This window comes from Methanoregula sp., assembly GCF_028712425.1.
Taxonomy (GTDB): Archaea; Halobacteriota; Methanomicrobia; order Methanomicrobiales; family Methanospirillaceae; genus Methanoregula.
Genome location: NZ_JAQTQD010000021.1, coordinates 24,847 through 45,869, shown reverse-complemented (window position 1 = coordinate 45,869; position 21,023 = coordinate 24,847). Strand labels below are relative to the sequence as shown.

Genomic DNA, 21,023 nt, shown 5'->3' with positions numbered 1-21,023 from the left:
GTGCCCATGCTGCCGGGAATGATAACCGGCTGGCCGATTGTTGAGAGGTCTGATGGAAGATCCGCCGATCCGGGATCGAATGCCCGCGTTGCTCCCTTCCGGTGGACACAGACCTGCATCCGTTTGCCATCAACGCAATGCTCTTCAATCTTCGCCACATTGTGGGCAACGTCATACACAAGGGGCATCTCATCGTGGCCGACCCCAAACATCTTTGCCAGGACTTCACGGACTGCATGCGTGATTAACTGGCGGTTGGCCCAGGCATAATTCGCCGAAGAGGCCATGGCGCTGAAGTAGTCTCTCCCTTCCGGCGAACTGATCGGTGCACAGGCGAGCTGGCGGTCAGGGAGCCTGATCTGGTACTTTTTTGTCGCTGTTTCAAGGAGTTTCAAGTGATCCGTGCACACCTGGTGCCCCAGCCCGCGTGAGCCGCAATGGATCATGCAGCAGACCTGCCCCTCGTGGAGGCCGAATGCCCTGGCTGCAACCGGATCAAAGATCTCCCGGACAACCTGGATCTCCAGGAAGTGGTTGCCGGACCCCAGGGTGCCACCCTGCGGGATGCCCCGCTGGCGTGCCTTTGCGGATACAGTTTTTACCGAGGCACCCTTCATGCCACCGGCTTCTTCGCACCTGACAAGATCCCGTTCGTTGCCATAACCATTCTCCACTGCCCAGCGGGCACCTTTTATCATCATATCATCGAGTGCACGCGAGGGAAGTTTCTGGGAGCTTTTTGCCCCGACACCTGTGGGGACGACATGGAAGAGTTGATCGATCAGGTCCTTCTTGCGGTTGTTGATATCCTGCATCGATATCGGGGTGGTCAGGAGTCGGACACCACAGTTGATATCGAATCCTACCCCTCCGGGAGAGATGACCCCGTCTTCCAGCGAGAATGCGGCAACCCCGCCAATGGGAAAACCATATCCCCAGTGAATATCCGGCATGGCAAGAGCGTGTTTTACGATTCCGGGCAGGGTCGCGACATTGGCAAGCTGAGAAATGGCCCCCGGCTCGAGGGTACGCCCGAGAGATTCAGAGAGGAAGAACTTCCCGGGTACCCGCATACCGGGAATGTACCCGCATGGGACTTCCCATTCATTTTCCGCGATCCGCACAACACCTTCGATCATCTCATCGCCCTCCTTGTCCCGTTATACATCAAGTAGGACGTCCAGCATATATCCGTTCGTATCGTGCGTAATTGAGAGGCCGGAATAGGAGATGCCCTTGACTTCGGTACCCCCCGCATGTCGTGAAGGATCAAATGCTTCGCCATCAAGCACGGCAGTTAACTCTTCCCGGTTGATGGTGATGCCGGCACGGGAGAAGACCAGCCCGTCAACATCGGAGATGAACAGGACCTCAGACAGGAAATCCACAAGGAGCGTTTCATTATTGTCTGCATGCAGGGTGAATTCGCGCCGTGTCCCGCCTCTCCGGTTCTTTCCGTACATTACCTGCATCAGTGCGTCGAATGCGTCAGAGAAAAGCGCTTCAAGGGTGGATGCCGACACCTGGATTTTCACATCTGCCGTGTGCGATATTTCCTCAAAACTCATCAGTGGTCGTACCCGTAGGAATCATCGTCAAAGAACGGAACCATCTCCATCTGGATGCAATTGAGAAAACGTGCCTGGTGGATGGAGACATAGATGGTATGGTTACCGGCTTTTACCAGGAGATCGGTTTTCTTCGGTGGCTTGATGCGGACCGGCAATAGTATCGGGCCACCACAGGAAGTGCAGATCCGGAAATCAGAATCGCGCTTATCCATGAATTCGATGACTTCCGGATCAATACTGATGTCGTGTAAATCAGGCCGGCCATGAGAATACATTATGCTCATAGCATAGGAATGGCCGGGTAAAAACGGTTATGGATCGGAAAAGTACCTGCTCATGCAGTGTTGACAATCCTGGTTACGATGTCGGTATACTTTTCCTTGAGCTCGTAGCTGTTCACTCCATCGGGATTCCGCGTTGAACGCAGGATCCCGATGCGGGAAGCGATGATCCCGACCATTGAAGCAATCGCATGAAAGGTGACCGTGAACTGTTTCTGGAGTATGGCCACCAGTTCAGCGATGGTGATCGCTTTTGACTTTACAAAGAGCCTGAGGACTTCGCGCCGGATCCCGGTCCTGTCGCGGGACAGGTATGACCGGAGCCGGCCCTCAATGACTCTCTTGATCTCGGAGGGAGATCTCATACATCTAGTGTCACCGGTCGCTCTATATATAATTTTTGATTTTGCGCGATTTTGAAACCCTATTAGCAAATTCCGCCAATTAAAAAAGAAACAAAAATTTTCTGCGCAATCATGAAATTGCCCTCCCGCGCGAAACCGTATACTCTGGTGATACACTTTCCTTTCACCGGGATAACCTGATAACTATTTAATCGTTCATCAACAGATGAGTAAGACATGGGATTGATCAACTATAACATAGAGAAATATTCTCCCAAACAGTTGGTAGTCATCCCGCTTGTGCTTCTTGTTCTCTCTCTCCTCTTTGTCGGCTTTACCATGATGTCGATAGGAATGCCGGTCACGCCCGGTCTTGATTTCTCGGGAGGCACCGCGGTTACTATCAGGACAACCGATACACAGGACGATCTGCGGACCGTCTTTGCCGGGTATCCCCTCTCTGAGATCAGCGACATGAACGATGCGAAATTCCTGAAATTCGGGACCATGGACGATGCACAGTCAAAGTCCCTTGTAACCTTTGTCGGCCAGAAATATCCCGATGCGAGCATCAGCCAGATCAGCGAGACCTTCGGGAAATCGCTGCAATACCAGGCTTTCATTGCCCTGATCTTCTCGTTCATCGGTATGGCAATTGTTGTTTTTCTCACGTTCCGGACGTTTGTTCCCAGTGTTGCCATTGTATTATCTGCGTTCGCGGATATCGTCATGACCGCGGCAGCAATGAACCTTATTGGCATTTCTTTGACCCTGGGAACAACCGCAGCTCTTCTCATGCTGATTGGTTACTCCGTGGATAGCGACATCCTCCTCACAAATCGCGTACTGAAACGTCAGGGAAAACTGCATGACAAACTTGCGGGTGCATTCCACACGGGGATTGTCATGACCTCAACCACCTTTGCCGCTATCACCGCCCTCTTTATTGTTTCCTGGTTTGGCTCAATCCAGATCCTCATGGAGATCTCTGCAGTGCTTCTCATCGGGCTTCTCTTTGATGTCATCAATACGTGGCTGACCAATGCAGCTATCCTGAAATGGTACGTTCAGAAGGGAGGTGTCCGATGAACTCCGCAGAAATCAAAGCGATCCTGACGGACTGGCGTGTCGCTACGCTCATTATCCTTGTCATCCTTTCCCTGGTCGCAATCGCCCCTCATATCGATGAGAACGGAAAGCTTGCAACAAACCTCCAGTACGGCCTTGACCTCCAGCAGGGAGCATGGATCCAGCTTGAGCTCCGGGCAGAGGTGGTCGGGTTCACGACGGACGAGCCTCTCCAGGAATTCGTCACGAAACTTTCAGACAGCCTTGATGCGGATGTCGAACTCATCGACGAGAACCATATCGAGATCCGGAAGTACTTCACCCAGGCTGAACTGGAACAGAAGTTTGCCGAAGCAGGCGGGAAACTGACCAGCTACCAGCAGGGAGTTTCCAAGGATACCGGCAGCCATGTAAAGACCATTCTTGAGACCAAGATCAACAGTCTGGGCACCAAGGATGCAAAAGTCAATACCCTGGCCGGACTGAACAACGTGGTACGGTATATCCGTGTCGAGCTTGCCGGTGTCGACATGACGGAAGCACAGGAGATTGTCGGCAAGCAGGGGAAGTTCGAGATACGAGTCCAGACGATCGGCAACCAGACTGAACATGTGCTCTTCGGCGATGTGATCACGAGTGTCCAGAGACCCCAGAAAGATCTCCAGACAAATTCCTGGGGCGTTGAATTTACCTTAAGCGAAGCAGGGGCACAGGCATTCCAGGACGCTGCAATCAGGTACGGTGCAACCGATGATCCGGATAACCACTACCTGGCAATGATCCTCGATAACAAGACTGTGTACTCGGCGCCACTGAGTTCGGATCTCGCCTCATCGTTGAAGACAACGTCCACACGGCGCATGGTTGCATCTACCGGTACCGGCAATGCCGGATCCGACCAGGCAACGAACCTGGAGATCCACCTGCGTGCCGGAGCCCTCCCGGTTGATGTTGCCGTTGCAGGTTCGGGAAGCACATCCGCGCCCCTTGGCGAACGCTACAAAATGATGTGTATCCTTGCCGGTATCTGCGCACTTATTGCTGTAGGTTGTGCAGTGTATTACCGGTATCGCGAGCCCGGCATTGTACTGCCGATGGTGCTCATCAATGCCTCGGAAGTCGTCATATTGCTTGGTTTCATTGCAGCCATCAAGTTCCAGATGGACCTTCCCACAATAGCGGGTCTGATCGCGGTCCTGGGAACCGGTATTGACCAGCTGGTCATCATCACGGATGAGATCCTGCATGAGGGAAAAGTACCTTCACCGAACCTCTATCTCAAACGGCTTGCCCGGGCACTCGGTATCATCGTTGCCGCAGCAGCGACCGTGGTAATCGCGATGATTCCGCTGGCCCTGATGGACCTTTCAACCCTGAAGGGTTTTGCCATCATCACCATCCTTGGTGTGCTGGTCGGGGTTATCGTCACGCGTCCTGCGTATGGCAGGATCATCATGCAGATCCTCTCCAAGTAACAATACCATAGATTTATCTTTTTTTTCATCGACAACCATATCGGGTAAATTTAATGAGCAAACCGGTATTGTTTGATTTCTTTGCCACATGGTGCGGCCCCTGCAAGATGCAGACCCCCATCATCGAGGAACTGGCAAAAAAGATGGGAGATGCAGTTGAGATCCGGAAAATTGACGTGGACGCCCACATGGACCTGGCGGAAAAATACGGGATCCGGGTTGTTCCCACCCTCATCATCGAGAAAGACGACAGGGTCGTCCAGTCATTGGAGGGGGTAACAGATCTCCCCACCCTGGAAAACCTGTTAAGACCTCTGGTGGGATAACATGAAGATTGGAATAGTCGGCGGGACCGGGGATATCGGCGAGGGTATGGCCATGCGGCTCTCCCCTTATTATGATGTGATTGTCGGATCCCGGGAACAGGACAAGGCAGAAGCGACCTGCACCATGGGCAGGGAACAGATGGCAAAGCGTGGAAAGCCCTGCTCGATGAAAGGCGTGACAAACCAGGATGCTGTGGACGCTGCGGACGTGGTCATCCTTGCAATCCCGTTCAAGCATGCCGCATCCACGCTTGCAACGCTCCACGGGTTCGAGAACAAGATCGTTGTCAGCCCGGTCAACCCGATGGAAAAGACCGATCATTTTGTTTTCGTTCCACCGCCGGAGGGGTCGGCCGCACTCATGATCCGCAGCATCCTGCCAAAAGAAGCCCGGCTCTGTACCGCGTTCAACACAATCGCGGCAAACAAGTGGAAAGCACTGGACGAGGAGCTCGAATACTCCGTACCGGTCTGTGGAGATGATGCCGAAGCAAAGAAGACCGTGATGGAGATAGTAAACAAGGTATCCCGGCTCAGGGCATTTGACGCCGGCCCCCTTACCGTGTCCTGCATGGTGGAGTCCCTTACCCCGCTCCTGCTCAACATTGCCCGGTATAACAAGATGCGGGATGTCGGGATCCAGTTCCGGTAATCACTCCCCTTTTTATCAACGATAACCTCCGATAGTACCTGAAGTGGAGTAACACACTATGCCTGTCCGCGAATTCGAGAGGATTGGAAAACGGCTCTTTGCCGAGCATCTCGTCGGTGGCAACTTCGGTAATATCAGTGTCCGTAACGGAGATGAGGGTTTTTTTATCAAGCGGACCGGAGATTACCTGGATGAAGTCCATGAACTGGTCTTCGTCCCTCTTGAAGGGACCGTCCCAAAAAACGCTTCCAGCGAGTACCGCGTCCATCGTGCGATATACAAGAACGCGGACTACCAGGCCATCGTTCACGCTCATCCCCAGGCTGCAATAGCCGCATCGCTGGTGATGGATGAAGTCCTGCCTGAAGATAGTGAGGGCAGGATGTTCTGCCCGAAAATACCTGTTGTTGATGGGGCACCGGGCACGCAGGAACTTGCTGATAATGTCGCATGCGCACTCAAATCAACAAAACTGGTTATCGTGCGGGGACATGGGACATTTGCGGCAGGGAAGAATCTTGACGAAGCATACCAGTTCACATCGCTTGCAGAACACTCGTGCCGGGTGCTCGCAATAAAACAGGTATTCCGGTAAGGGATTCCGCCCTGGTCGCCGCTGTTTTTCAATAAAAAAATCTGTTGACAGCCAAAAAGCAGAATAAGGAAATAAAAATTACTTTGGGGGCTTTGGAGGCTGGAGGAGCTGGATCTCCCGGACAATTTCCCTGTGGAAGACGAGCAGCATATCGCTGATGATGCCGAACATGAAGATTTCAATTCCCACAACAATGAGGAGCACTGTGAGGATCGTGAGCGGGATATGCTCGATATGGCCGGGTTGTAACCATTCAAGCAGGACATAAAGCCCTGTGAGCAGGCCGAGCAGGGTTGTGAACAGCCCCATCATGCCAAAATAAAACATGGGGTTGTTGACCCGCGCGAGCCGGTAAATGGTGCTGACAATTTTCATGCCATCATGGAATGGGGAGAGTTTTGTTGCGGTGCCGGGACGGCGGGAATATTTCACCGGCACGACCATGATCCGGTGACCGTTCCGCACGGCCTCCACCGAGATCTCGGTCTCGATCTCAAAGCCCTTCTCCTTTAAGTGCATCTGGTGGATGGCAAGTTTCGTGAATGCCCGGTATCCCGACAGGATGTCATGAAGATCCCGGCTGTGGGCGATCTTGAAAAGCATGTTGAGCATGTGGTTGCCAAAGAGGTTCATCCGCGAAAACGCACCTTCTTCGGCATTGATGAGGCGGTCCCCGATGACCTGGTCAAAACCGAGGAACAGGGGCGTCAGCATCTTTTCCGCATCCCTTGCAGAGTAGGTGCCGTCGCCATCAAGCATGAGGATGTAGGGCTGTTCGATGACCTCAAATGCCTCAATGATTGCATTTCCTTTCCCTTTCCCGGACTGCGTCCGGACATTTGCACCAGCCTCACGGGCAACCTTGACCGTATTGTCCGTGCTCCTGCCATCCATGACAAGGATGTGGTTGTAGCCAAGTGCCTTGAATTCCTTGACCATGCCGCCAATGGTCGGACCCTCATTGAGGGTGGGAATTAAAATGCAGACCTCATCTTTGTTGAATTTCATCGGTATAGTATTTTTAATCCGGTGTCATAAGTGCTTCTATGCATCTGCCCAAGAAAGGGCTGAGAGCGCTGGGGATTGCAGAAAGCTATTCCGGAAGGACCTTTTCGACACTTGCCGGGGTCGTGATGAGAAAGGACCTCCGGATTGACGGGTTCTGCTTTGGGACCGTGACGGTTGGAGGTATGGATGCGACAGAATCCATAACAGGTATGGTCCAGTCTCTTGAGCGAAGAGACCTGAATGTCATCCTCCTCTCCGGCTGTGTCATCTCCTGGTTTAATGTAATCGATCCCGGGCGGATTGCAGAAGTCTCCGGTGTTCCGGTTATCTGCGTTACCTATGAGGAATCGGACGGGCTCGAGAACGAGATACGGCACCATTTTCCTCATGATGAAAAAAGGCTCCTGGCATACCGGAACCTGGGGAAAAGAATCCCTGTCCCGTTGCATACCGGCCAGACAATTTTTATCAGGGCCTGGGAAATCTCGCTGGAAGATGCAGGCCGGCTCTGCAATGATTTTACTCATGAAGGCGGGATTCCGGAACCCCTGCGGGTAGCCCGTCTCTGCGCCCGTTCACGCTCATCACTCACATACCAAAAACCTATCGGCGAGCAGGACATTTTGCCCTGAGAGGTGACTTCAAGTAACCAAAAGAAAAATGATTGATATCAATTCACGATTCTTGTACGGAGTTGTATCCCATGGTTAAGGATGAAAAACTTGCACGCTGGGTCTGTCTTGAATGTCACTATATCTATGATCCGGTAAAAGGCGACCCGAAGAATGGAGTCCCGGCAGGAACCCCCTGGGAAAAGGTCCCTGATACCTGGCGTTGTCCTGAATGTAAAATCCTGAAAGCAAAGAAGGGTGTCTTCAGGCGCCTGGACGACTGAGATACTCTTCCATCATTTTTTCCTCTCCTGTTTTTTCTTTGTGTGGGTATGTGTCGCTTGAAATGATCCTGTTGGTCTCCCTGTCATAGACCTCGAACCGGATCGTATCCCCGGGACGGAATGTCCCCTGGGAGTAATCGATAAATATCGTAGCTTCCGGGACCCAGGACAAATCATCGGTCCCCATTCCCCCGATTCTCTGGATTCCCAGCGGTTTGTTATTGATATAATACTGGAAATTGATATAGGGTATTTTACAGGCAAGAGGCTCTCCGTTCCGGTAGGTGATGGCTGAGAGTTTCCGGTTATCATATGCTATCGGCCCGGAGTTTTTCACAACCAGTTTGTTCTCATATTTCCAGCTCCCGGTTTTGGTATATTTCATTGATACGATCTCAAAAATTACCGGGATTTCATCTGATGAAAATAAAGGAAGATTTGGCGTCATGAGCAAAACCAGTGAGGAAAGAATAATCGTTATTGCGACGAGGAAAATACACCCGTGAATTGCGGATGATGCCCGTTCTCGTTCAGTTACCACAATTTAATATTTACAATAATTATTAATAATTTTTATCAATTATAACTCATAAATTTTTTTCTCAGAGACTCTTTTACCATATCAGCCATTCAGGGGATTGATGCGGTAACTGGTTTACTTTGCTTCCTGGAAATACCTGTGTTCAGTATTTCTCTCAATGTTCCTCCATATACTTTGGATTCTTGAGAACCCGGACGCTGCCCGCGGTTGAGGAGATCACTATCCCAAGGATCCGTTTCTCATTCGAAGAATCTTCCGGACTCTCCTCACGCTCCAGGTTGGATGAGCTGTTGCACGTCGGAGAATGATCCTTCCCGGAGTCCCCCCGCCCCCTGAAAACCACTTTTTCAAATCGGGCCCCTTTTTCAAATCAGAGGTCATTTTGACCCCATTTGTTCCGGCTGTTTTTTACAGGAACCGTGAAATTGACTTATTTGATTGGATCACCTGACATAAACTTCCAAAAGAGCCCATTTCAGCCTCCGATTTTGGGTGTTTTACGACGGTACGCTCAAATTGCGCTAATAGGACCCTAATAGATCGCGAAAGTCACCTGCGATCGGGCTATGGGGGGGTGTTCCGGCGGCCCGATCGGGCAATTTGGGGGGCCGGGGGATTTCCCGCTGAAAATCTCCCTCACGTTCAGAAGTCAGGACGGTGTCACTGGGCAATGGCCGGCAATCAGGTCCCCGATCCCCTACCTGCTGATAATAAATATGCCGTGAACCTATTTCTGGTAAAAGCCCAAGAGTATTTCCCGAATTATCGAGTCGCTCATGTCAATACAAAATTCTCATTCCGGATCCAGGGAAGAATGCAGGAATTACCATACCCGGGGCCTTGCGCTTGGGCGCAGCAGGCAGCACAAAGAGGCACTTGAGGCGTTCACCCGTGCCATTGATGCTGATCCCTCATTTGCCCCCGCATGGGTGGGCCGTGGTTTTGCCCTTGGCAAACTGGGGCGCTACGAAGAGGAGATCGAATGCTGTAAGAAAGCTATCGAGCTCGATCCCAGGAATATCGATGCATGGAACAACCGCGGATTTGCCTGCGGGATGCTGGCCCGGTTTGAGGAGAAGATCTCCTGCTGCGATCAGGCCCTTGCAATCGATCCGGAGAATGCAACGGCATGGAACAACAAGGGTGTTGCATTGGGGATGCTCGGCAGACATGAGGGAGAGATCCATTGTTGCGATCGCGCACTTGCCGTGCGGCCCCGTTACCTCTCAGCGTGGGTGAACAAGGGATTTGCGCTCGGGAAACTGAAACGCTATGAAGAGGAGATCGCGTGCTATGATCGCGCCCTGAAGATCTTCCCGTTCTTTCTCTCGGCTCTTGTCAACAAGGGTATTGCGCACATCCACCTGAAAGAATACCGTGACGGCATTGAGAGCCTTGACCGTGCTCTCTCCCTTGAACCTGCGCATGCAAAAGCATTATACCGGAAAGGGCTTGCGCTCTCGCTCATGGGCCGTCATGATGAAGCGATCCCGGTTCTTGAAAAGGCGCTCGGGATCGATCCTTCTAACGCTGATGCCTGGGTTGTCTTGAGCAACTCCTGTTTCCTCACCGGCCGGCTCGAAGAATCGGCCCGCGCTTTCGACAAAGCGTATTACATCGATGTAAAGGATGTCCGCACGGGTCTTGTGAAAGGCCTGGCACTTTTGAAAAACGGGAATGTCGACGATGCGTTCCACGCTTTTTCTGAAGTCCTGGGGATTCTCCTGCGGTAGGATACTCCGCATTTTTATGTCCGCTCCACGAACCGGAATACATGGATGTTGAGGAGTATGCCCGCAGGGGTCTTGCCGAAGGCAGGAACGAGAGCGCCCTCATTGAAAGCCTCGCTGATCATATTGTCCGGATGAAAGGGTGTAATCCCTCGTATGCATCAGCTTTCGCACAGGCAGTGATCGAGGAGGCAAAAAACTCCGGTGGACTCTCGGGAGATCTCTTCGAGTTTGAACCTGCAGGTGTCTGCATGGGTGAGTTTGGCGTGGGCTCCCGGGGGAAAGGGGACTTTTTTGCGCACCGCCAGATCGCCCGCATCATCGGCAAGACTTCTGCATCTGTCGGGGTTGACGAGATGGATGATGCCGGCGCGGTGAAGGCCGGCGGCCAGTACATCGTCTGTACGGTTGATGGTATGCATTCCCGTCTCTCCGATTTCCCCTTCCTTGCAGGATTCCATGTGACCCGGGCCACGCTCAGGGATGCTTATGTTATGGGTGCAAAGCCCGTCATGCTCTTCTCCGATATCCATGTTGCTGATGATGGCGATGTGGCAAAGATCTTTGACTATACTGCCGGGATCACAACTGTCGGGGAAGCGATGAACGTCCCGCTGGTCACCGGCTCAACGCTGCGGATCGGCGGGGATATGGTGCTTGGCAACCGGCTCACCGGCTGCGTCGGCGCAGTAGGGGTCGCAGAGCACCTCACTGCAAGAAAATCCACACGGCCGGGAGATGTCCTTCTTATGACAGAGGGAGCAGGCGGTGGCACAATTGCGACTGCTGCAATCTACTCCGGATTCCCCGAGGTTGTCGAGCAGACAATAAACTTAAATTTCCTCTTTGCCTGCGAGTCGCTGATGAAACATCCTGTCTTTTCCCGCATTCACGCAATGACCGATGTTACCAATGGCGGCCTCCGCGGGGATGCATTCGAGATGGCCGAGACTGCCGGCTGCCGGATTGTCATTGATGAGACGGAGATTGGCAGCCTTGTCCAGCCGCAGGTAAAAGAGATGCTTGAGAAACTCCGGATCGATTATCTCGGCGTTTCGCTGGACTCCCTGCTGGTGGTTGCCCCAAAGGATGTGGCAGCGGAAATTATCCGGGCCATCGGCTCTGCAGGAGTAACCATGAAGCAGATTGGTCATGTCGAGGCCGGGAAATCTGAAGCTGTACTCCGCAGGGATGGCAGGGACCATGACTTCTCGCCACGGTTCCGCGAGTCCGCGTACACGCCGGTCAAGAAGGTTGCTGACACGGAAGCCCGCGATTTCGAGGAGATGAAAAACGGGGTTGTGCGGGCTTCGGAAGCGGCGATCCGGAAAAAGGAACGCGTGCTTGCTAACCTGAAAAAAACTGCTCTGTAGAAAATTTGTATGGGATAGCGTTAGATTGGGATGGAGCCACGGGCGCTCGGGGTCTTCCGACCCTCGCCCCGTGGAACAAAGCCGTACGCGGATTTCAATAAAATTGAAAACTGGGGGTCAAGGGAGCTTGCCCCCTTGGGCTGTCTTCACAGTCATTGGACTGCGAGACGAGAAGATGCGCGGCATCTTCTCGCCCTCGAAGAACCTTTTGGGTTCTTCTCCTTCCTCATGGTCCTGATGGACCATTCGGACTCCCCCTCTGGGGGACCGACCGTAGGGAGGTTGCAGAATGCCACAGGTCGTCAGACCTGCGGCAGGAGAAGGTCGTTGACCTTCTCCTGAATGCATCAGCGTTCTTCGATGAGAGTGGGGGCCACTCTCGTAATTCCACTGAGTGCGTTGTGAGTAGGAGATCTCTTGAGTCAAAGGAACATAATAAATCCAAATAGCGAAAAAATGGCAGGAATATTCTCTGACACGATTCTCACTCATCTACCGTTCAGTAGAAAAGATCCCTTCAGATAATTGCCATCCTTGCGCCTCTGGCTGGTTTGAAAACCAAGACGATGAGATGAACGCGGATGCGTTTTTCGAAGATCGGTTTATGTCTATTTTCTCATTATCAAAGTTCTGATGAAATTTCCAATTTCGAATCCTTAACTTAAAGAACGTTTCAGATTCTTATCGTGTCTTGGTTTGAAGATCCTCAATAGAACGTTATTGCCAAAACGTTCCATCAGAAAAAAACCGGGGGATGCCCGAGACAGATTCCCGGGTTCCAGGTATTAGTGACAGAAATCCCCCGGGCCTCCGGATCCGGCGATCCGGCCCCCAGAACCCCCTTTCTGGAGCCCGATCGCAGGTGACTTTTGCGATCTGTTAGGGTTCTATTAGCGCAATTTGGGCCTGCCGTCGTAAAATCCTTAAAATCGGAGGCCAAAATGAACGTTTACGGAAGTTTATGTCAGGTTATCCGGTCGAATAAGTCAACTTCGCGGCTCCCGTGAAAAAACGGCCAAAACAAAGGGGTTCAAAATGACCTCTGATTACAAAAATAGTCCCAATTTGAATAAAGGTTTTCAGGGGATGAGGGCACTCCTCTGAAGAGTAATCTTTGATGGAGCCTTCTTTTCTGGCAGGGGGATAGCCTTCTTCCAGGGGAGCAGCTTCCATGTGTCACCTGCGTTTTTTTGCAGAAACGAATATGTTAAAGGCCAGCTGGGGTACGCGCTTCTCGACAAATGGTTCGAGTTTCGACGCCAGGGAGAAGAGCGGGTCGATCATGTCGATGTGGGCAAAAGAGCACCATTTAACGGTGATATCCGTGAATCCCGCATCAGAGAAAAGGTGAATCATCTCCTCTTCGTTATAGTATCGTTCCCCAAAGTTCTTCATCACCACGTGCTGGAATTTTACTTTTTCACTGATATGATAGAGTGCCGGAATCCCCTTTGTGATGAGTTTCTTTCCCAGGGTGCAGACAGCAATGCTGCCCCCGGGCCGGAGGACGCGGTTGGCTTCAGCAAGCATTGTGTCAGGAGTTTTCACATAGCTGAAGACAAGAAGGCTTGAGATGGCATCGAATGACCCGTCCCGGAACGGGAGCGTCTCGCCTTTCCCGACAACGAATGTGCAGCCGGGACACCGCTCGCGTGCCCTGGCGAGCATCTTCCCGCTGATGTCAAGACCTGTTGCTGTTCCCCCGTTCCGCAGGTATTTCTCCGCGAAGAGCGCAGTTCCGCAACCAATATCGAGCAGATCACCCTTCTCCGGGAGGGCTTTGATAAGGTGGTCGCTCAGGTGGTCATGGTACGGCCGGCCCCGGGTAAGGTGATCGTAATGGTTGTCGTACGTGCAGGCAACGGAATCATAGTGCTCCTGGATCTTCTCCTGTTGTACCCGGTTCATGTGAAGATCTCCCGCATCCCGGTAGTGAGTGCCCCTATCTGGATAAATTCGTTATTGGAGTTCCGCATACGGGACTCGGCATCAGCAAGGCAGATTGCCAGTCTCGGGTCATTGTACTCGCGTTTTATAACCGTGCGGATCTCGGAAAGGACTTCGCTTCCCGAGAGCCCGTAATCGATCACCAGCGATTCGAGCCGTCTCATCGCTCCCCGGGTATCGCCTTCTTTGAGGATTGTGATCGCAGAACCCGCAATTGTCGTGGTTTCCGGTTGCGCAACTTCAAGGATCTTCTGGCATTTGCCGGTGGCAAGGGCAACCTGGAGCAGCAGGATTGCCTGCCGCAAATCGCCCCCTGATGCCTGGACGATAAGGTCCAGATCATCATCAGAGCAGGGCGAGTCCTGCAAAGACTCTTTTTTGAGAATTTGTTTCAGGTGCAGGAGCATGATATCCTGGTCGACCGGGGAAAAAAAGAGCGGAAGGCAGCGGGAAGCAATCGCGGGGATGATTGCGCTCGAATTGGTTGTGGTAAAGATAAAACGGCAGGTTCTGCTGGTCTGCTCCATGATCCTGCGGAGCGCCTGCTGGGCATCGCGGGTCAGGGTGTGCGCGTCCTCAAAGACAAGGATCTTGAACTCTGCATCGAGAGGCCTAAGTGATGCGTACCACTTGATGATGTACTTGAAATTGGCTATCAGCGAGAGGTTCTTCTGGTAAATATGGGTATACCGCTCATCCTGTTCGAGCAATGCTTTTCCCTGGTGGAAGATATCGGAAGTCTGGAAGATGGAGGTATTCTGCTCCCAGTTCTCGCCATACAGTGCCCTGGCAAAACATTCAACCGCAGCACTCTTCCCTGTGCCGTGCGGCCCGGTGAGAATTAGGTGAGGAGAGGTCTTCGTGGTGGCAAACGAAACAAGGTGGTGGATAACAGCATCCTGTCCCACGATCTCCGGAAATGTTGCAGGGCGGTATTTCTCAATCCAGAGCATGGGATAACCTCGCAGTTATCTCACGTATTGCTTCCGACAAAAGATAATGGTTGTCAAGCGTTGAAAGAAGACGGCTTTTCTCTTCATCGGAAAGATCCTGGCAGGCCCTGGCAATTGCAGGAAGGGCACGGGTCACTTCATCAACTACCGTCAGCGTTGCTTTCCTTGCTGTACGGGAGAGCGGGTTGAGGTCGATTGCTATCACCTTTTTTCCCATGCCGACCAGCGCTTCGCAGCGATCCCCATCCTCGAGCGGAACAAGGACGACATCTGCTGTATACATACCCTCCCTCCGGCACCATGCACGGTCATGGGAGAGGGGAAGCAGCTGCTCGGCAGGTCCCGAAAAGACTTCTGCACCGGCATCGCGGAGGATCTTCTCGATCTGTGCCACCCGTGCCTCGGTACGGTGGAAGAGGTTGACCTCGACAACTGCACCGCAGGCCTTCTGCAGTTCTGCGATTTCCTTTGCTGCCAGTGCTGCGGTGTTTCCGTTTACCGAGATAACCGGGTAACTGGCGGAAAGGAGCATGGCGGCAGCGGTCTGTTCTGCAAGGAAGGCACTTTTCGTGGTTTTTTCACCAAGGAGGTAATCGAATGCCTCTCCCCGGCCATGCGCGGCGAGACCTTCCATGGCAACAATTCCGCCCTGTGCACACCGTGCAAGACGCTCACGGGTAATGAGGGAACGGTAGCGCGGGTGGTCTGGAGGAATCATAGGCTCACTCCCGTGATTCGGGGGCCGCCCTTGGCAATCCGGCATTCGTAAACCTCTCCGTAGGGAGCGAGAATTTCCTTTGCAGACTCACCGTACGCAAAGACTCCGTTGCCGAGCATGGTCATGCTGGCCGGTATTTTCCTTGCATTACACAACCGGATCACTTCAAGGATCTCCTCTGTTGCAAGGCCGCTTTTGAGCGTGAAGTGTTGCGAGACAGAAAAGAGGTCCTCGCCATTGCGCGGCGCATGGTGCGGAAACGCCGAGGCTACCCGTTCCATCTGTTGTGGGGAAGCAAGGACGGAGGGTGTGTGGATGGGACCAAAACTCACGGCATAGATTGGTTTTGTCAGATCATAGCGCCGGTGAATTGGCGCATCGATCCCGGGCCCGTCCCGGACAACCCATCCCCCGGCCTGGCATGCAGCAACATCGCCAAGGCCGGTCTGGTACCGAACCTCGGCTTCATGGGCGAGAACAGCAATATCATGATTGGAAAGGTTGAGGTTATGCAACCGGTTTACTGCTGTCAGCGTGGAGAGCAGCGCTGCGGCAGAGAGGCCAAATCCCGCACCGATGGGCAAGCTGCACTGCGTGATAATCGATACCGTCTGGCCGAGTTTTTTCATAACCGATTCTATGAGTGGTGACCCCACCAGCTGTTCACGGATGGTCCCATCCCTGTTCTTACGGCGGATGTGAACTGTGATCTTGTTTGACCGGGTCACGGTTGCGGTGACTCCGCTGTCGATGACAATTCCGGCCCCGAGACTCCCGGTGGAGGCCGGTGTAGCGCCATTAACCCGTTTGAAATAGCCGGAGATATGGCCCGGGCAGAATGCAGTGACCGTTGTTGCTTTCATGACGTTCCGCTTGGTATGTACTGGTAGGTGTTTCAGCCTTTAAGGGATTATGGACACTGTAATGGGATGCGTTTCCCTCAGAAGAAGTACTGTTATACAAAATCCATGGAAACGGTTAGGGAAATATGCCGAGTATCGACTTCCAGACGTCTTTTGCTATCTCTTCTTTTGAACCGGAAAGCTTCTTTGATCCCCTAGAAGTGAGCAGATTGTATTCACCATCTCTGCTGCCCATGGTATCCGGGTGGTTCATCAGGACCATCGCGATGCCCTTCTTCAGCATTGCACGTGCCGGTCCTTCCGGCTTTTGATCGATCTTGAATGCAACCGTAAAGGGTGAATATTCCTGCATGACTTCATCGATCAGCTTTTTCAGCGGATTGAGATGGATTATTGCAGGCTTGCCGCTCCGGATCTTGCCGCTTGTCCTCTCCGGTGCAAAATCGGAGATGGCCGCTGCGCTGATGTAGATATCGGTTCCCCCGCGTATTGCCATCTCATTCATGACAGCATCCCGCATCTCTCCGGCAGACCCGGCATGAATATTTGTCACGCAGGGGATCGTGTCCCCATGAACGATGGTCACCTCGGCACCGAGCCGGAACGCCTGAAGGGCCAGCTCCTTTCCCATCGTTCCGCTTGAACGGGTTGTCAGGATTCGCACATCGTCGACCAGTTCACGGCAGGGGCCGCTCGTGATGAGCACCCGTTTTCCGGCAAGCGGCTTTCCCATGACAGCGCGCTCGGCTTCAAGGACAATCTCATCGATATCCGCGATCTTCGCCTTGCCCTCTTCGATGCGGGGCGACAGGATCCTGATCCCCCATTCTTCCAGTTTCTCGATATTTTCCGTCAGGCCCGGGTGGCGGAACATGCTGTGATGCATTGCAGGGACGATAAGTACCGGCATGCCACTGCCGATCGCGGTAGTGGCAAACGTGGTGACAGGCGTGTCATCGATCGCGCATGCTATCTTGCTGATGGTGTTTGCGGTGCAGGGGGCGATTACCAGGAGATGGGCACTTCCGCCATCTCCGCAAAAGGTCACATGCTCAACCATCCCGGAGATCCTGGTGATGGCTGGCCTGCCACAGGCATACGTCAGGACATCGGGAGTGACAATCCCCGCTGCGGCGCCACTCATGACCACCTGGACGGATGCCCCTTTCCTCCGGAATGCATGGATAAGCCTGACACACTCGACGGCTGCAATGCTCCCCGTTACAGCAAGAACGATCTCTTTTCCTGCAAGCGTCTGAACGGTTGTCATGCGAGTGTCACATCATGCACTACATGCCATGCATGGGGGCGGTATTTCTTTACTGTATGTACCTCGATGGAAGAAGAAAAACCTGCGCCTTCCGCAATCTGCCTGACCTGCTCCACCATCGGCCCGATGCTGTGGATATGGAGTACCGTACCGGCTTCTGCATGGGCAAGCGCTTCCGGGAGCATGGAGATTGCCGCAAAATGCCCCATGACGATCCGCTGGTATGTCCCTTCGAGCTGGTTGCGGCAGTCCCCGAGCGACAGGGTGACGTTGTCGGTGAGCTGGTTCTCCTGAATGTTCCGCTCAAGATACCCGTATGCCACAGGGTTAATCTCCATGGCATGCACACATGCCTCCGCACCGGCAAGGGGTATCGTGAAATACCCGATTCCGGCAAACATATCCGCCACCCGTTCAGGATTCCGGCTGGAACGGACCAGTGCAGAGATCCGCCTCTTCTCCATACGGTTGCCCATCGAGAACATCACCTTCTGCGGATCAAGGATGAATGTGTAACCATCCTCTTTGTGGCGGACTTCTCCGGCCTCTCCCCAGATCAGTCTGGTCCGTGGCGTCCGGGTCGCACCATCGAGCGATTCGATCCAGACAATGCCGCGCGGGTGACGAAACGCGACAATGGATTCGATCTCGGCAGGTGACGGAAGTTCGCCATGGACGATGGCGACATCTCCTGTCATGTAATAGCCCCTGCCCTGGTAACGGGAACGTTCGGGAATTTCAGTATCGTATGGCTCTCCCATCCGAACCGGGACCCATGCGGTATCCCCTTCTACAAATGGACTGCGCGAGGAATCCACCCACTCTTCGTTGAGGACCTTTGGCAGATCCTCCCGGGATATCTTCCTTGCCCGCATTATCTACCTGACAATGATGAGGTTCTCGTTGTCCCTGATGATGCTGACATGGTCGCCGGCACGGATCTCTATCCATTTCGGTTTTGCAACATCCATGGATTTGCTGGTTTCCGGGTCGATGATGCCGACCATTGAGCCGTCAACAAATGCAGCAAGCGCAGGGATTGCATTCCGGGAATTCCCCGCGATCCGCTCAACATCATCATCCCGGATGGATTTTGTCGTCCCATCCATGAGGTCGGTCACCCGGACGTGGTGCGCTTCCACCCGGTCAACTTCATAGTACCTCTTCCTGGAGACGATGATGTCATGCTTCTGGAACCGGGGGAGGCGGACCGAATAGGTGATCCGGTAGAGCTGCCTGCCGTTCTTCTCGCCCACCAGTTTCGGGTGTGTTGTATACCTGCCACCCAGCTGGGCAACAATGGCCTGTGCAATCATGAGCCCGATATGCTGTGAACCGATGATGATATCGATACCATCATGGATCTCGTTCATGTCCGAAATAAACGAAAGCCGTTCTCCTCCGGCCTGGAGATTATCCTCAATATTCTGGGCAATGGAGGAAGCCATCTGGATCTCGAATGTACTGGGGCTCCTTCCTTCGGCCCGTACCTGGACGACACCCTCGTAATAGCTCCCGCTGATCCGGTTACACCGGTCGCACTGCTCCTTGTTCCAGATGATCTCGACCGTACACGCCGCTTCAACCGGTGCATTATAGAACGTTCCGTGAATAGTGAGGAATGCCCTGGACCGGTTCACGGTCACGTCCTCGATCCGGGCCGTGACAGAGGGTTTCCTGACATCGTGATGAAAGTGGACAGCGGAACGTGCCAAAGCAGGCCCCAGCTCATCCTTTGTCAGTTCGCTGTCAGACCAGGTATTGACCTGTTTTATCGCCCCGCAACTGGGACACTGGGTACTCATAACCCGGGAATCGCAGGTATACCAGGGGGTATTGCCGATGCGGCATTCCCTGCAGAATCCCCCGTTATCGGTTGGTTTTCCGCATTTCGGGCAGAAGGTATCCCGGATACTCATAGCTGGTAGATCTGTGCATGCGGCACGCTGCCGATCATGATGCAGCCGGCCCGGGTGACAAGACCCATATCGATGGCAATTGCTATTGTCCGCTCACCCATAAGGTTTGCATTGGCAGCACACGACAGGGCCTTTCTTACTTCATCTTCCGTGGCAGCACTGCTGCCATAGAATGCTTCACTTATGGTAACAGTGATCGAATCGTTGCTGATCGTCGTATTCAGGAGTTCGCGATCACAGATTGCCACGACATCCCCCGTTTCGGGAGAACGGTGAATCTTCAGGAACATTGATCATTCATTGGCGGTCAGGAATAAAAAAGGTGAGTTGGTCTCAGGGAATGGTGACGGTCACACCATAGACATTTTCAATCGTCTCTCCATGGATGCGGAAACAATCTTCAATAGTAATCACACCGGATGCAAGGAGCTGCCTGGTATACCGGGGCACGGATTTGGGGCCGATCACTGCACCCGGCCGTGAGTTCTCATCCATGTAATCGCTCTCCATGGTGAACGGTCGTCCGGATTGTACGAGCGCGGGTATTCCTTTATGCTTTGCGATAAGCGAAGGGTGGAGAGGCGTGTCCGGTGATCCGTAATGCTTGACTACCTTTTCAACAGGAATTCCGGCATCCCGTGCCATTGAAGCAATGTCACTGCAGGGACCGGTCTCGGCGTGGATCTGGAGGGCGCACCCGAGGTCTGCTGCAACCGTGAGCGCATGCATGAGGACATCATTCGATGCGGCCATCAGTTCCGGAGTTGTCTCATAATGGGGACGGCCGCTTTTGAGAGCAACGGCTCTTTCTTCCCGCACGTAATCCGCTGCACAGTCGATCCCACCCTTCATCGTGGCTACTGCTTCCGGAAGGGTCATCCGTTCCAAGAGCCGGGTAATCTCAGCCGGGTGAACGCCAAGAACGGGAAAGACAATAATGCCCGTTTCGGCAACCAGTCTTCCAACACGCAGCGTCTCATCAAAGACCCGGGTATAATCCGCGCCGGAAACCGGGTGGACGGAAAGGGACCACGAAGGTTTTGAGACAAGGAAGACATGGGTGCCCCCTGCCCGGAAAAAATCTTTGGCCGCCTCAACACCCCGTCCATTCACCGGGTCGAAGTGGATGTGGTCGTCCGTGACCGGGAACTCAGGAGATTTCATGGCATTCCACGATCTTCATCAGCGGGTACCCGGTCTCGGGTGAAAGCCGGGCCCGGCAGTACGTGAAGCCGACACGGGTGATGATCTCGACATCGAACATCATGCCGGAGAGCTCGCTGTACCCGAACCGGTTCTCGTTCATAAGCGAGCGGTCGAGCCGGACCGTGATCTCTTCGACAAAGGGCTGGAGGATCACTGCCTGCTCGATCGCCTTCTCAACACTTGCCGCGGAGATGCGGGAGATGGGAGTTCCTACCCACTGGTGGTACAGCGCCCCGAGTTTGATCCCCGCTTCAAATACTGCCTGTTCCCTGTCGCTGGTCAAATAAG

The 21,023-nt window shown here is 53.3% G+C and carries 26 protein-coding genes; 9 read left to right on the top strand and 17 right to left on the bottom strand.

The window, feature by feature from the left end:
• From PHF39_RS11135 to PHF39_RS11120, 4 genes are all read right to left on the bottom strand, one after another.
• The coding region (locus PHF39_RS11135; protein ID WP_300223992.1) for an RtcB family protein at positions 1 to 1,139 on the bottom strand (1,139 nt) is incomplete at its 3' end.
• Positions 1,140 to 1,160: 21 nt separating this feature from the next.
• Positions 1,161 to 1,568: an archease gene (locus PHF39_RS11130; protein WP_300223989.1), complete on the bottom strand. Its 408-nt coding sequence runs from the start codon at positions 1,566 to 1,568 to the stop codon at positions 1,161 to 1,163.
• Positions 1,568 to 1,783, bottom strand: coding sequence for a hypothetical protein (locus tag PHF39_RS11125; protein ID WP_366144236.1), 216 nt, complete (start codon positions 1,781 to 1,783; stop codon positions 1,568 to 1,570). The genes PHF39_RS11130 and PHF39_RS11125 overlap by 1 nt, the downstream gene beginning before the upstream one ends.
• A 122-nt stretch (positions 1,784 to 1,905) precedes the next feature.
• On the bottom strand, positions 1,906 to 2,217 hold the full coding sequence (locus tag PHF39_RS11120; RefSeq protein WP_300223985.1) for a DUF2551 domain-containing protein: 312 nt from the start codon (positions 2,215 to 2,217) through the stop codon (positions 1,906 to 1,908).
• Positions 2,218 to 2,433: 216 nt separating this feature from the next.
• On the opposite strand from PHF39_RS11120, the gene PHF39_RS11115 reads away from it, so the two are divergent.
• Genes PHF39_RS11115 through PHF39_RS11095 form a run of 5 tightly spaced genes read left to right on the top strand, consistent with a single transcriptional unit; the run spans position 2,434 to position 6,312 of the window.
• Entirely contained in the window at positions 2,434 to 3,285 is an 852-nt protein-coding gene (locus tag PHF39_RS11115) for a protein translocase subunit SecF (RefSeq protein WP_300223982.1), read from the top strand.
• The gene (locus PHF39_RS11110) at positions 3,282 to 4,739 is read left to right on the top strand and encodes a preprotein translocase subunit SecD (protein WP_300223979.1); all 1,458 of its coding nucleotides are present in this window, start codon (positions 3,282 to 3,284) and stop codon (positions 4,737 to 4,739) included. The genes PHF39_RS11115 and PHF39_RS11110 overlap by 4 nt, the downstream gene beginning before the upstream one ends.
• A 53-nt stretch (positions 4,740 to 4,792) precedes the next feature.
• Positions 4,793 to 5,065, top strand: coding sequence for a thioredoxin (gene trxA, locus PHF39_RS11105; RefSeq protein ID WP_300223976.1), 273 nt, complete (start codon positions 4,793 to 4,795; stop codon positions 5,063 to 5,065).
• Between the two features lies 1 nt (position 5,066).
• Complete coding sequence (npdG, locus tag PHF39_RS11100; RefSeq protein ID WP_300223973.1) at positions 5,067 to 5,717, top strand: NADPH-dependent F420 reductase; 651 nt, start codon at positions 5,067 to 5,069, stop codon at positions 5,715 to 5,717.
• A gap of 58 nt (positions 5,718 to 5,775) precedes the next feature.
• Positions 5,776 to 6,312: an aldolase gene (locus tag PHF39_RS11095; protein ID WP_300223970.1), complete on the top strand. Its 537-nt coding sequence runs from the start codon at positions 5,776 to 5,778 to the stop codon at positions 6,310 to 6,312.
• Between the two features lie 78 nt (positions 6,313 to 6,390).
• On the opposite strand, the gene aglJ is transcribed toward PHF39_RS11095, so the two are convergent.
• On the bottom strand, positions 6,391 to 7,320 hold the full coding sequence (gene aglJ, locus PHF39_RS11090) for an S-layer glycoprotein N-glycosyltransferase AglJ (RefSeq protein WP_300223967.1): 930 nt from the start codon (positions 7,318 to 7,320) through the stop codon (positions 6,391 to 6,393).
• A gap of 38 nt (positions 7,321 to 7,358) precedes the next feature.
• On the opposite strand from aglJ, the gene PHF39_RS11085 reads away from it, so the two are divergent.
• Together PHF39_RS11085 and PHF39_RS11080 are read left to right on the top strand one after the other, a co-directional pair.
• Positions 7,359 to 7,952, top strand: coding sequence for a DUF99 family protein (locus PHF39_RS11085; protein WP_300223964.1), 594 nt, complete (start codon positions 7,359 to 7,361; stop codon positions 7,950 to 7,952).
• A gap of 71 nt (positions 7,953 to 8,023) precedes the next feature.
• On the top strand, positions 8,024 to 8,215 hold the full coding sequence (locus PHF39_RS11080) for a rubredoxin (protein WP_300223961.1): 192 nt from the start codon (positions 8,024 to 8,026) through the stop codon (positions 8,213 to 8,215).
• Here PHF39_RS11080 and PHF39_RS11075 read toward each other — a convergent pair.
• A complete protein-coding gene (locus PHF39_RS11075; protein WP_300223954.1) occupies positions 8,196 to 8,756 on the bottom strand; it encodes a hypothetical protein in 561 nt (186 codons plus the stop codon). The two genes, PHF39_RS11080 and PHF39_RS11075, sit on opposite strands and share 20 nt — an antisense overlap.
• A gap of 776 nt (positions 8,757 to 9,532) precedes the next feature.
• Between PHF39_RS11075 and PHF39_RS11070 the strand changes: the two genes are divergently transcribed.
• Together PHF39_RS11070 and PHF39_RS11065 are read left to right on the top strand one after the other, a co-directional pair.
• A complete protein-coding gene (locus PHF39_RS11070; protein WP_300223951.1) occupies positions 9,533 to 10,489 on the top strand; it encodes a tetratricopeptide repeat protein in 957 nt (318 codons plus the stop codon).
• A 41-nt stretch (positions 10,490 to 10,530) separates the two neighbouring features.
• The gene (locus tag PHF39_RS11065; protein ID WP_300223948.1) at positions 10,531 to 11,859 is read left to right on the top strand and encodes an AIR synthase-related protein; all 1,329 of its coding nucleotides are present in this window, start codon (positions 10,531 to 10,533) and stop codon (positions 11,857 to 11,859) included.
• Positions 11,860 to 12,828: 969 nt separating this feature from the next.
• On the opposite strand, the gene PHF39_RS11060 is transcribed toward PHF39_RS11065, so the two are convergent.
• The 11 genes from PHF39_RS11060 to PHF39_RS11010 form a co-directional block, all read right to left on the bottom strand.
• Complete coding sequence (locus tag PHF39_RS11060) at positions 12,829 to 13,032, bottom strand: hypothetical protein (protein WP_300223945.1); 204 nt, start codon at positions 13,030 to 13,032, stop codon at positions 12,829 to 12,831.
• A 3-nt stretch (positions 13,033 to 13,035) separates the two neighbouring features.
• Positions 13,036 to 13,767 (bottom strand): methyltransferase domain-containing protein, encoded by a 732-nt coding sequence (locus tag PHF39_RS11055; protein ID WP_300223942.1) that lies wholly within the window; start codon positions 13,765 to 13,767, stop codon positions 13,036 to 13,038.
• A complete protein-coding gene (locus PHF39_RS11050) occupies positions 13,764 to 14,759 on the bottom strand; it encodes an AAA family ATPase (RefSeq protein WP_300223939.1) in 996 nt (331 codons plus the stop codon). Before PHF39_RS11050 ends, PHF39_RS11055 begins: the two co-directional genes overlap by 4 nt.
• A complete protein-coding gene (locus PHF39_RS11045) occupies positions 14,746 to 15,477 on the bottom strand; it encodes a 4-phosphopantoate--beta-alanine ligase (protein WP_300223936.1) in 732 nt (243 codons plus the stop codon). The genes PHF39_RS11050 and PHF39_RS11045 overlap by 14 nt, the downstream gene beginning before the upstream one ends.
• A complete protein-coding gene (locus PHF39_RS11040; protein ID WP_300223933.1) occupies positions 15,474 to 16,340 on the bottom strand; it encodes a pantoate kinase in 867 nt (288 codons plus the stop codon). Before PHF39_RS11040 ends, PHF39_RS11045 begins: the two co-directional genes overlap by 4 nt.
• A gap of 115 nt (positions 16,341 to 16,455) precedes the next feature.
• Positions 16,456 to 17,610 (bottom strand): bifunctional phosphopantothenoylcysteine decarboxylase/phosphopantothenate--cysteine ligase CoaBC, encoded by a 1,155-nt coding sequence (gene coaBC, locus PHF39_RS11035; protein ID WP_300223930.1) that lies wholly within the window; start codon positions 17,608 to 17,610, stop codon positions 16,456 to 16,458.
• Complete coding sequence (locus PHF39_RS11030) at positions 17,607 to 18,485, bottom strand: SAM-dependent methyltransferase (protein ID WP_300223928.1); 879 nt, start codon at positions 18,483 to 18,485, stop codon at positions 17,607 to 17,609. Before PHF39_RS11030 ends, coaBC begins: the two co-directional genes overlap by 4 nt.
• 3 nt (positions 18,486 to 18,488) lie before the next feature.
• Positions 18,489 to 19,529 (bottom strand): 60S ribosomal export protein NMD3, encoded by a 1,041-nt coding sequence (locus tag PHF39_RS11025; protein WP_300223925.1) that lies wholly within the window; start codon positions 19,527 to 19,529, stop codon positions 18,489 to 18,491.
• Positions 19,526 to 19,819: a DUF424 domain-containing protein gene (locus PHF39_RS11020; RefSeq protein ID WP_300223922.1), complete on the bottom strand. Its 294-nt coding sequence runs from the start codon at positions 19,817 to 19,819 to the stop codon at positions 19,526 to 19,528. The genes PHF39_RS11025 and PHF39_RS11020 overlap by 4 nt, the downstream gene beginning before the upstream one ends.
• A gap of 43 nt (positions 19,820 to 19,862) precedes the next feature.
• The gene (locus PHF39_RS11015; RefSeq protein ID WP_300223919.1) at positions 19,863 to 20,693 is read right to left on the bottom strand and encodes a TatD family hydrolase; all 831 of its coding nucleotides are present in this window, start codon (positions 20,691 to 20,693) and stop codon (positions 19,863 to 19,865) included.
• Complete coding sequence (locus PHF39_RS11010; RefSeq protein ID WP_300223916.1) at positions 20,680 to 21,018, bottom strand: dihydroneopterin aldolase family protein; 339 nt, start codon at positions 21,016 to 21,018, stop codon at positions 20,680 to 20,682. The genes PHF39_RS11015 and PHF39_RS11010 overlap by 14 nt, the downstream gene beginning before the upstream one ends.
• Positions 21,019 to 21,023: the final 5 nt, after the last annotated feature.

Coding starts and splice junctions, on each gene's coding strand:
- PHF39_RS11130 (WP_300223989.1), bottom strand. CDS start 1,568: ATGAGTTTTGAGGAAATATCGCACACGGCAGATGTGAAAATCCAGGTG.
- PHF39_RS11125 (WP_366144236.1), bottom strand. CDS start 1,783: ATGGATAAGCGCGATTCTGATTTCCGGATCTGCACTTCCTGTGGTGGC.
- PHF39_RS11120 (WP_300223985.1), bottom strand. CDS start 2,217: ATGAGATCTCCCTCCGAGATCAAGAGAGTCATTGAGGGCCGGCTCCGG.
- PHF39_RS11115 (WP_300223982.1), top strand. CDS start 2,434: ATGGGATTGATCAACTATAACATAGAGAAATATTCTCCCAAACAGTTG.
- PHF39_RS11110 (WP_300223979.1), top strand. CDS start 3,282: ATGAACTCCGCAGAAATCAAAGCGATCCTGACGGACTGGCGTGTCGCT.
- trxA (WP_300223976.1), top strand. CDS start 4,793: ATGAGCAAACCGGTATTGTTTGATTTCTTTGCCACATGGTGCGGCCCC.
- npdG (WP_300223973.1), top strand. CDS start 5,067: ATGAAGATTGGAATAGTCGGCGGGACCGGGGATATCGGCGAGGGTATG.
- PHF39_RS11095 (WP_300223970.1), top strand. CDS start 5,776: ATGCCTGTCCGCGAATTCGAGAGGATTGGAAAACGGCTCTTTGCCGAG.
- aglJ (WP_300223967.1), bottom strand. CDS start 7,320: ATGAAATTCAACAAAGATGAGGTCTGCATTTTAATTCCCACCCTCAAT.
- PHF39_RS11085 (WP_300223964.1), top strand. CDS start 7,359: ATGCATCTGCCCAAGAAAGGGCTGAGAGCGCTGGGGATTGCAGAAAGC.
- PHF39_RS11080 (WP_300223961.1), top strand. CDS start 8,024: ATGGTTAAGGATGAAAAACTTGCACGCTGGGTCTGTCTTGAATGTCAC.
- PHF39_RS11070 (WP_300223951.1), top strand. CDS start 9,533: ATGTCAATACAAAATTCTCATTCCGGATCCAGGGAAGAATGCAGGAAT.
- PHF39_RS11065 (WP_300223948.1), top strand. CDS start 10,531: ATGGATGTTGAGGAGTATGCCCGCAGGGGTCTTGCCGAAGGCAGGAAC.
- PHF39_RS11060 (WP_300223945.1), bottom strand. CDS start 13,032: ATGGAAGCTGCTCCCCTGGAAGAAGGCTATCCCCCTGCCAGAAAAGAA.
- PHF39_RS11055 (WP_300223942.1), bottom strand. CDS start 13,767: ATGAACCGGGTACAACAGGAGAAGATCCAGGAGCACTATGATTCCGTT.
- PHF39_RS11050 (WP_300223939.1), bottom strand. CDS start 14,759: ATGCTCTGGATTGAGAAATACCGCCCTGCAACATTTCCGGAGATCGTG.
- PHF39_RS11045 (WP_300223936.1), bottom strand. CDS start 15,477: ATGATTCCTCCAGACCACCCGCGCTACCGTTCCCTCATTACCCGTGAG.
- PHF39_RS11040 (WP_300223933.1), bottom strand. CDS start 16,340: ATGAAAGCAACAACGGTCACTGCATTCTGCCCGGGCCATATCTCCGGC.
- coaBC (WP_300223930.1), bottom strand. CDS start 17,610: ATGACAACCGTTCAGACGCTTGCAGGAAAAGAGATCGTTCTTGCTGTA.
- PHF39_RS11030 (WP_300223928.1), bottom strand. CDS start 18,485: ATGCGGGCAAGGAAGATATCCCGGGAGGATCTGCCAAAGGTCCTCAAC.
- PHF39_RS11025 (WP_300223925.1), bottom strand. CDS start 19,529: ATGAGTATCCGGGATACCTTCTGCCCGAAATGCGGAAAACCAACCGAT.
- PHF39_RS11020 (WP_300223922.1), bottom strand. CDS start 19,819: ATGTTCCTGAAGATTCACCGTTCTCCCGAAACGGGGGATGTCGTGGCA.
- PHF39_RS11015 (WP_300223919.1), bottom strand. CDS start 20,693: ATGAAATCTCCTGAGTTCCCGGTCACGGACGACCACATCCACTTCGAC.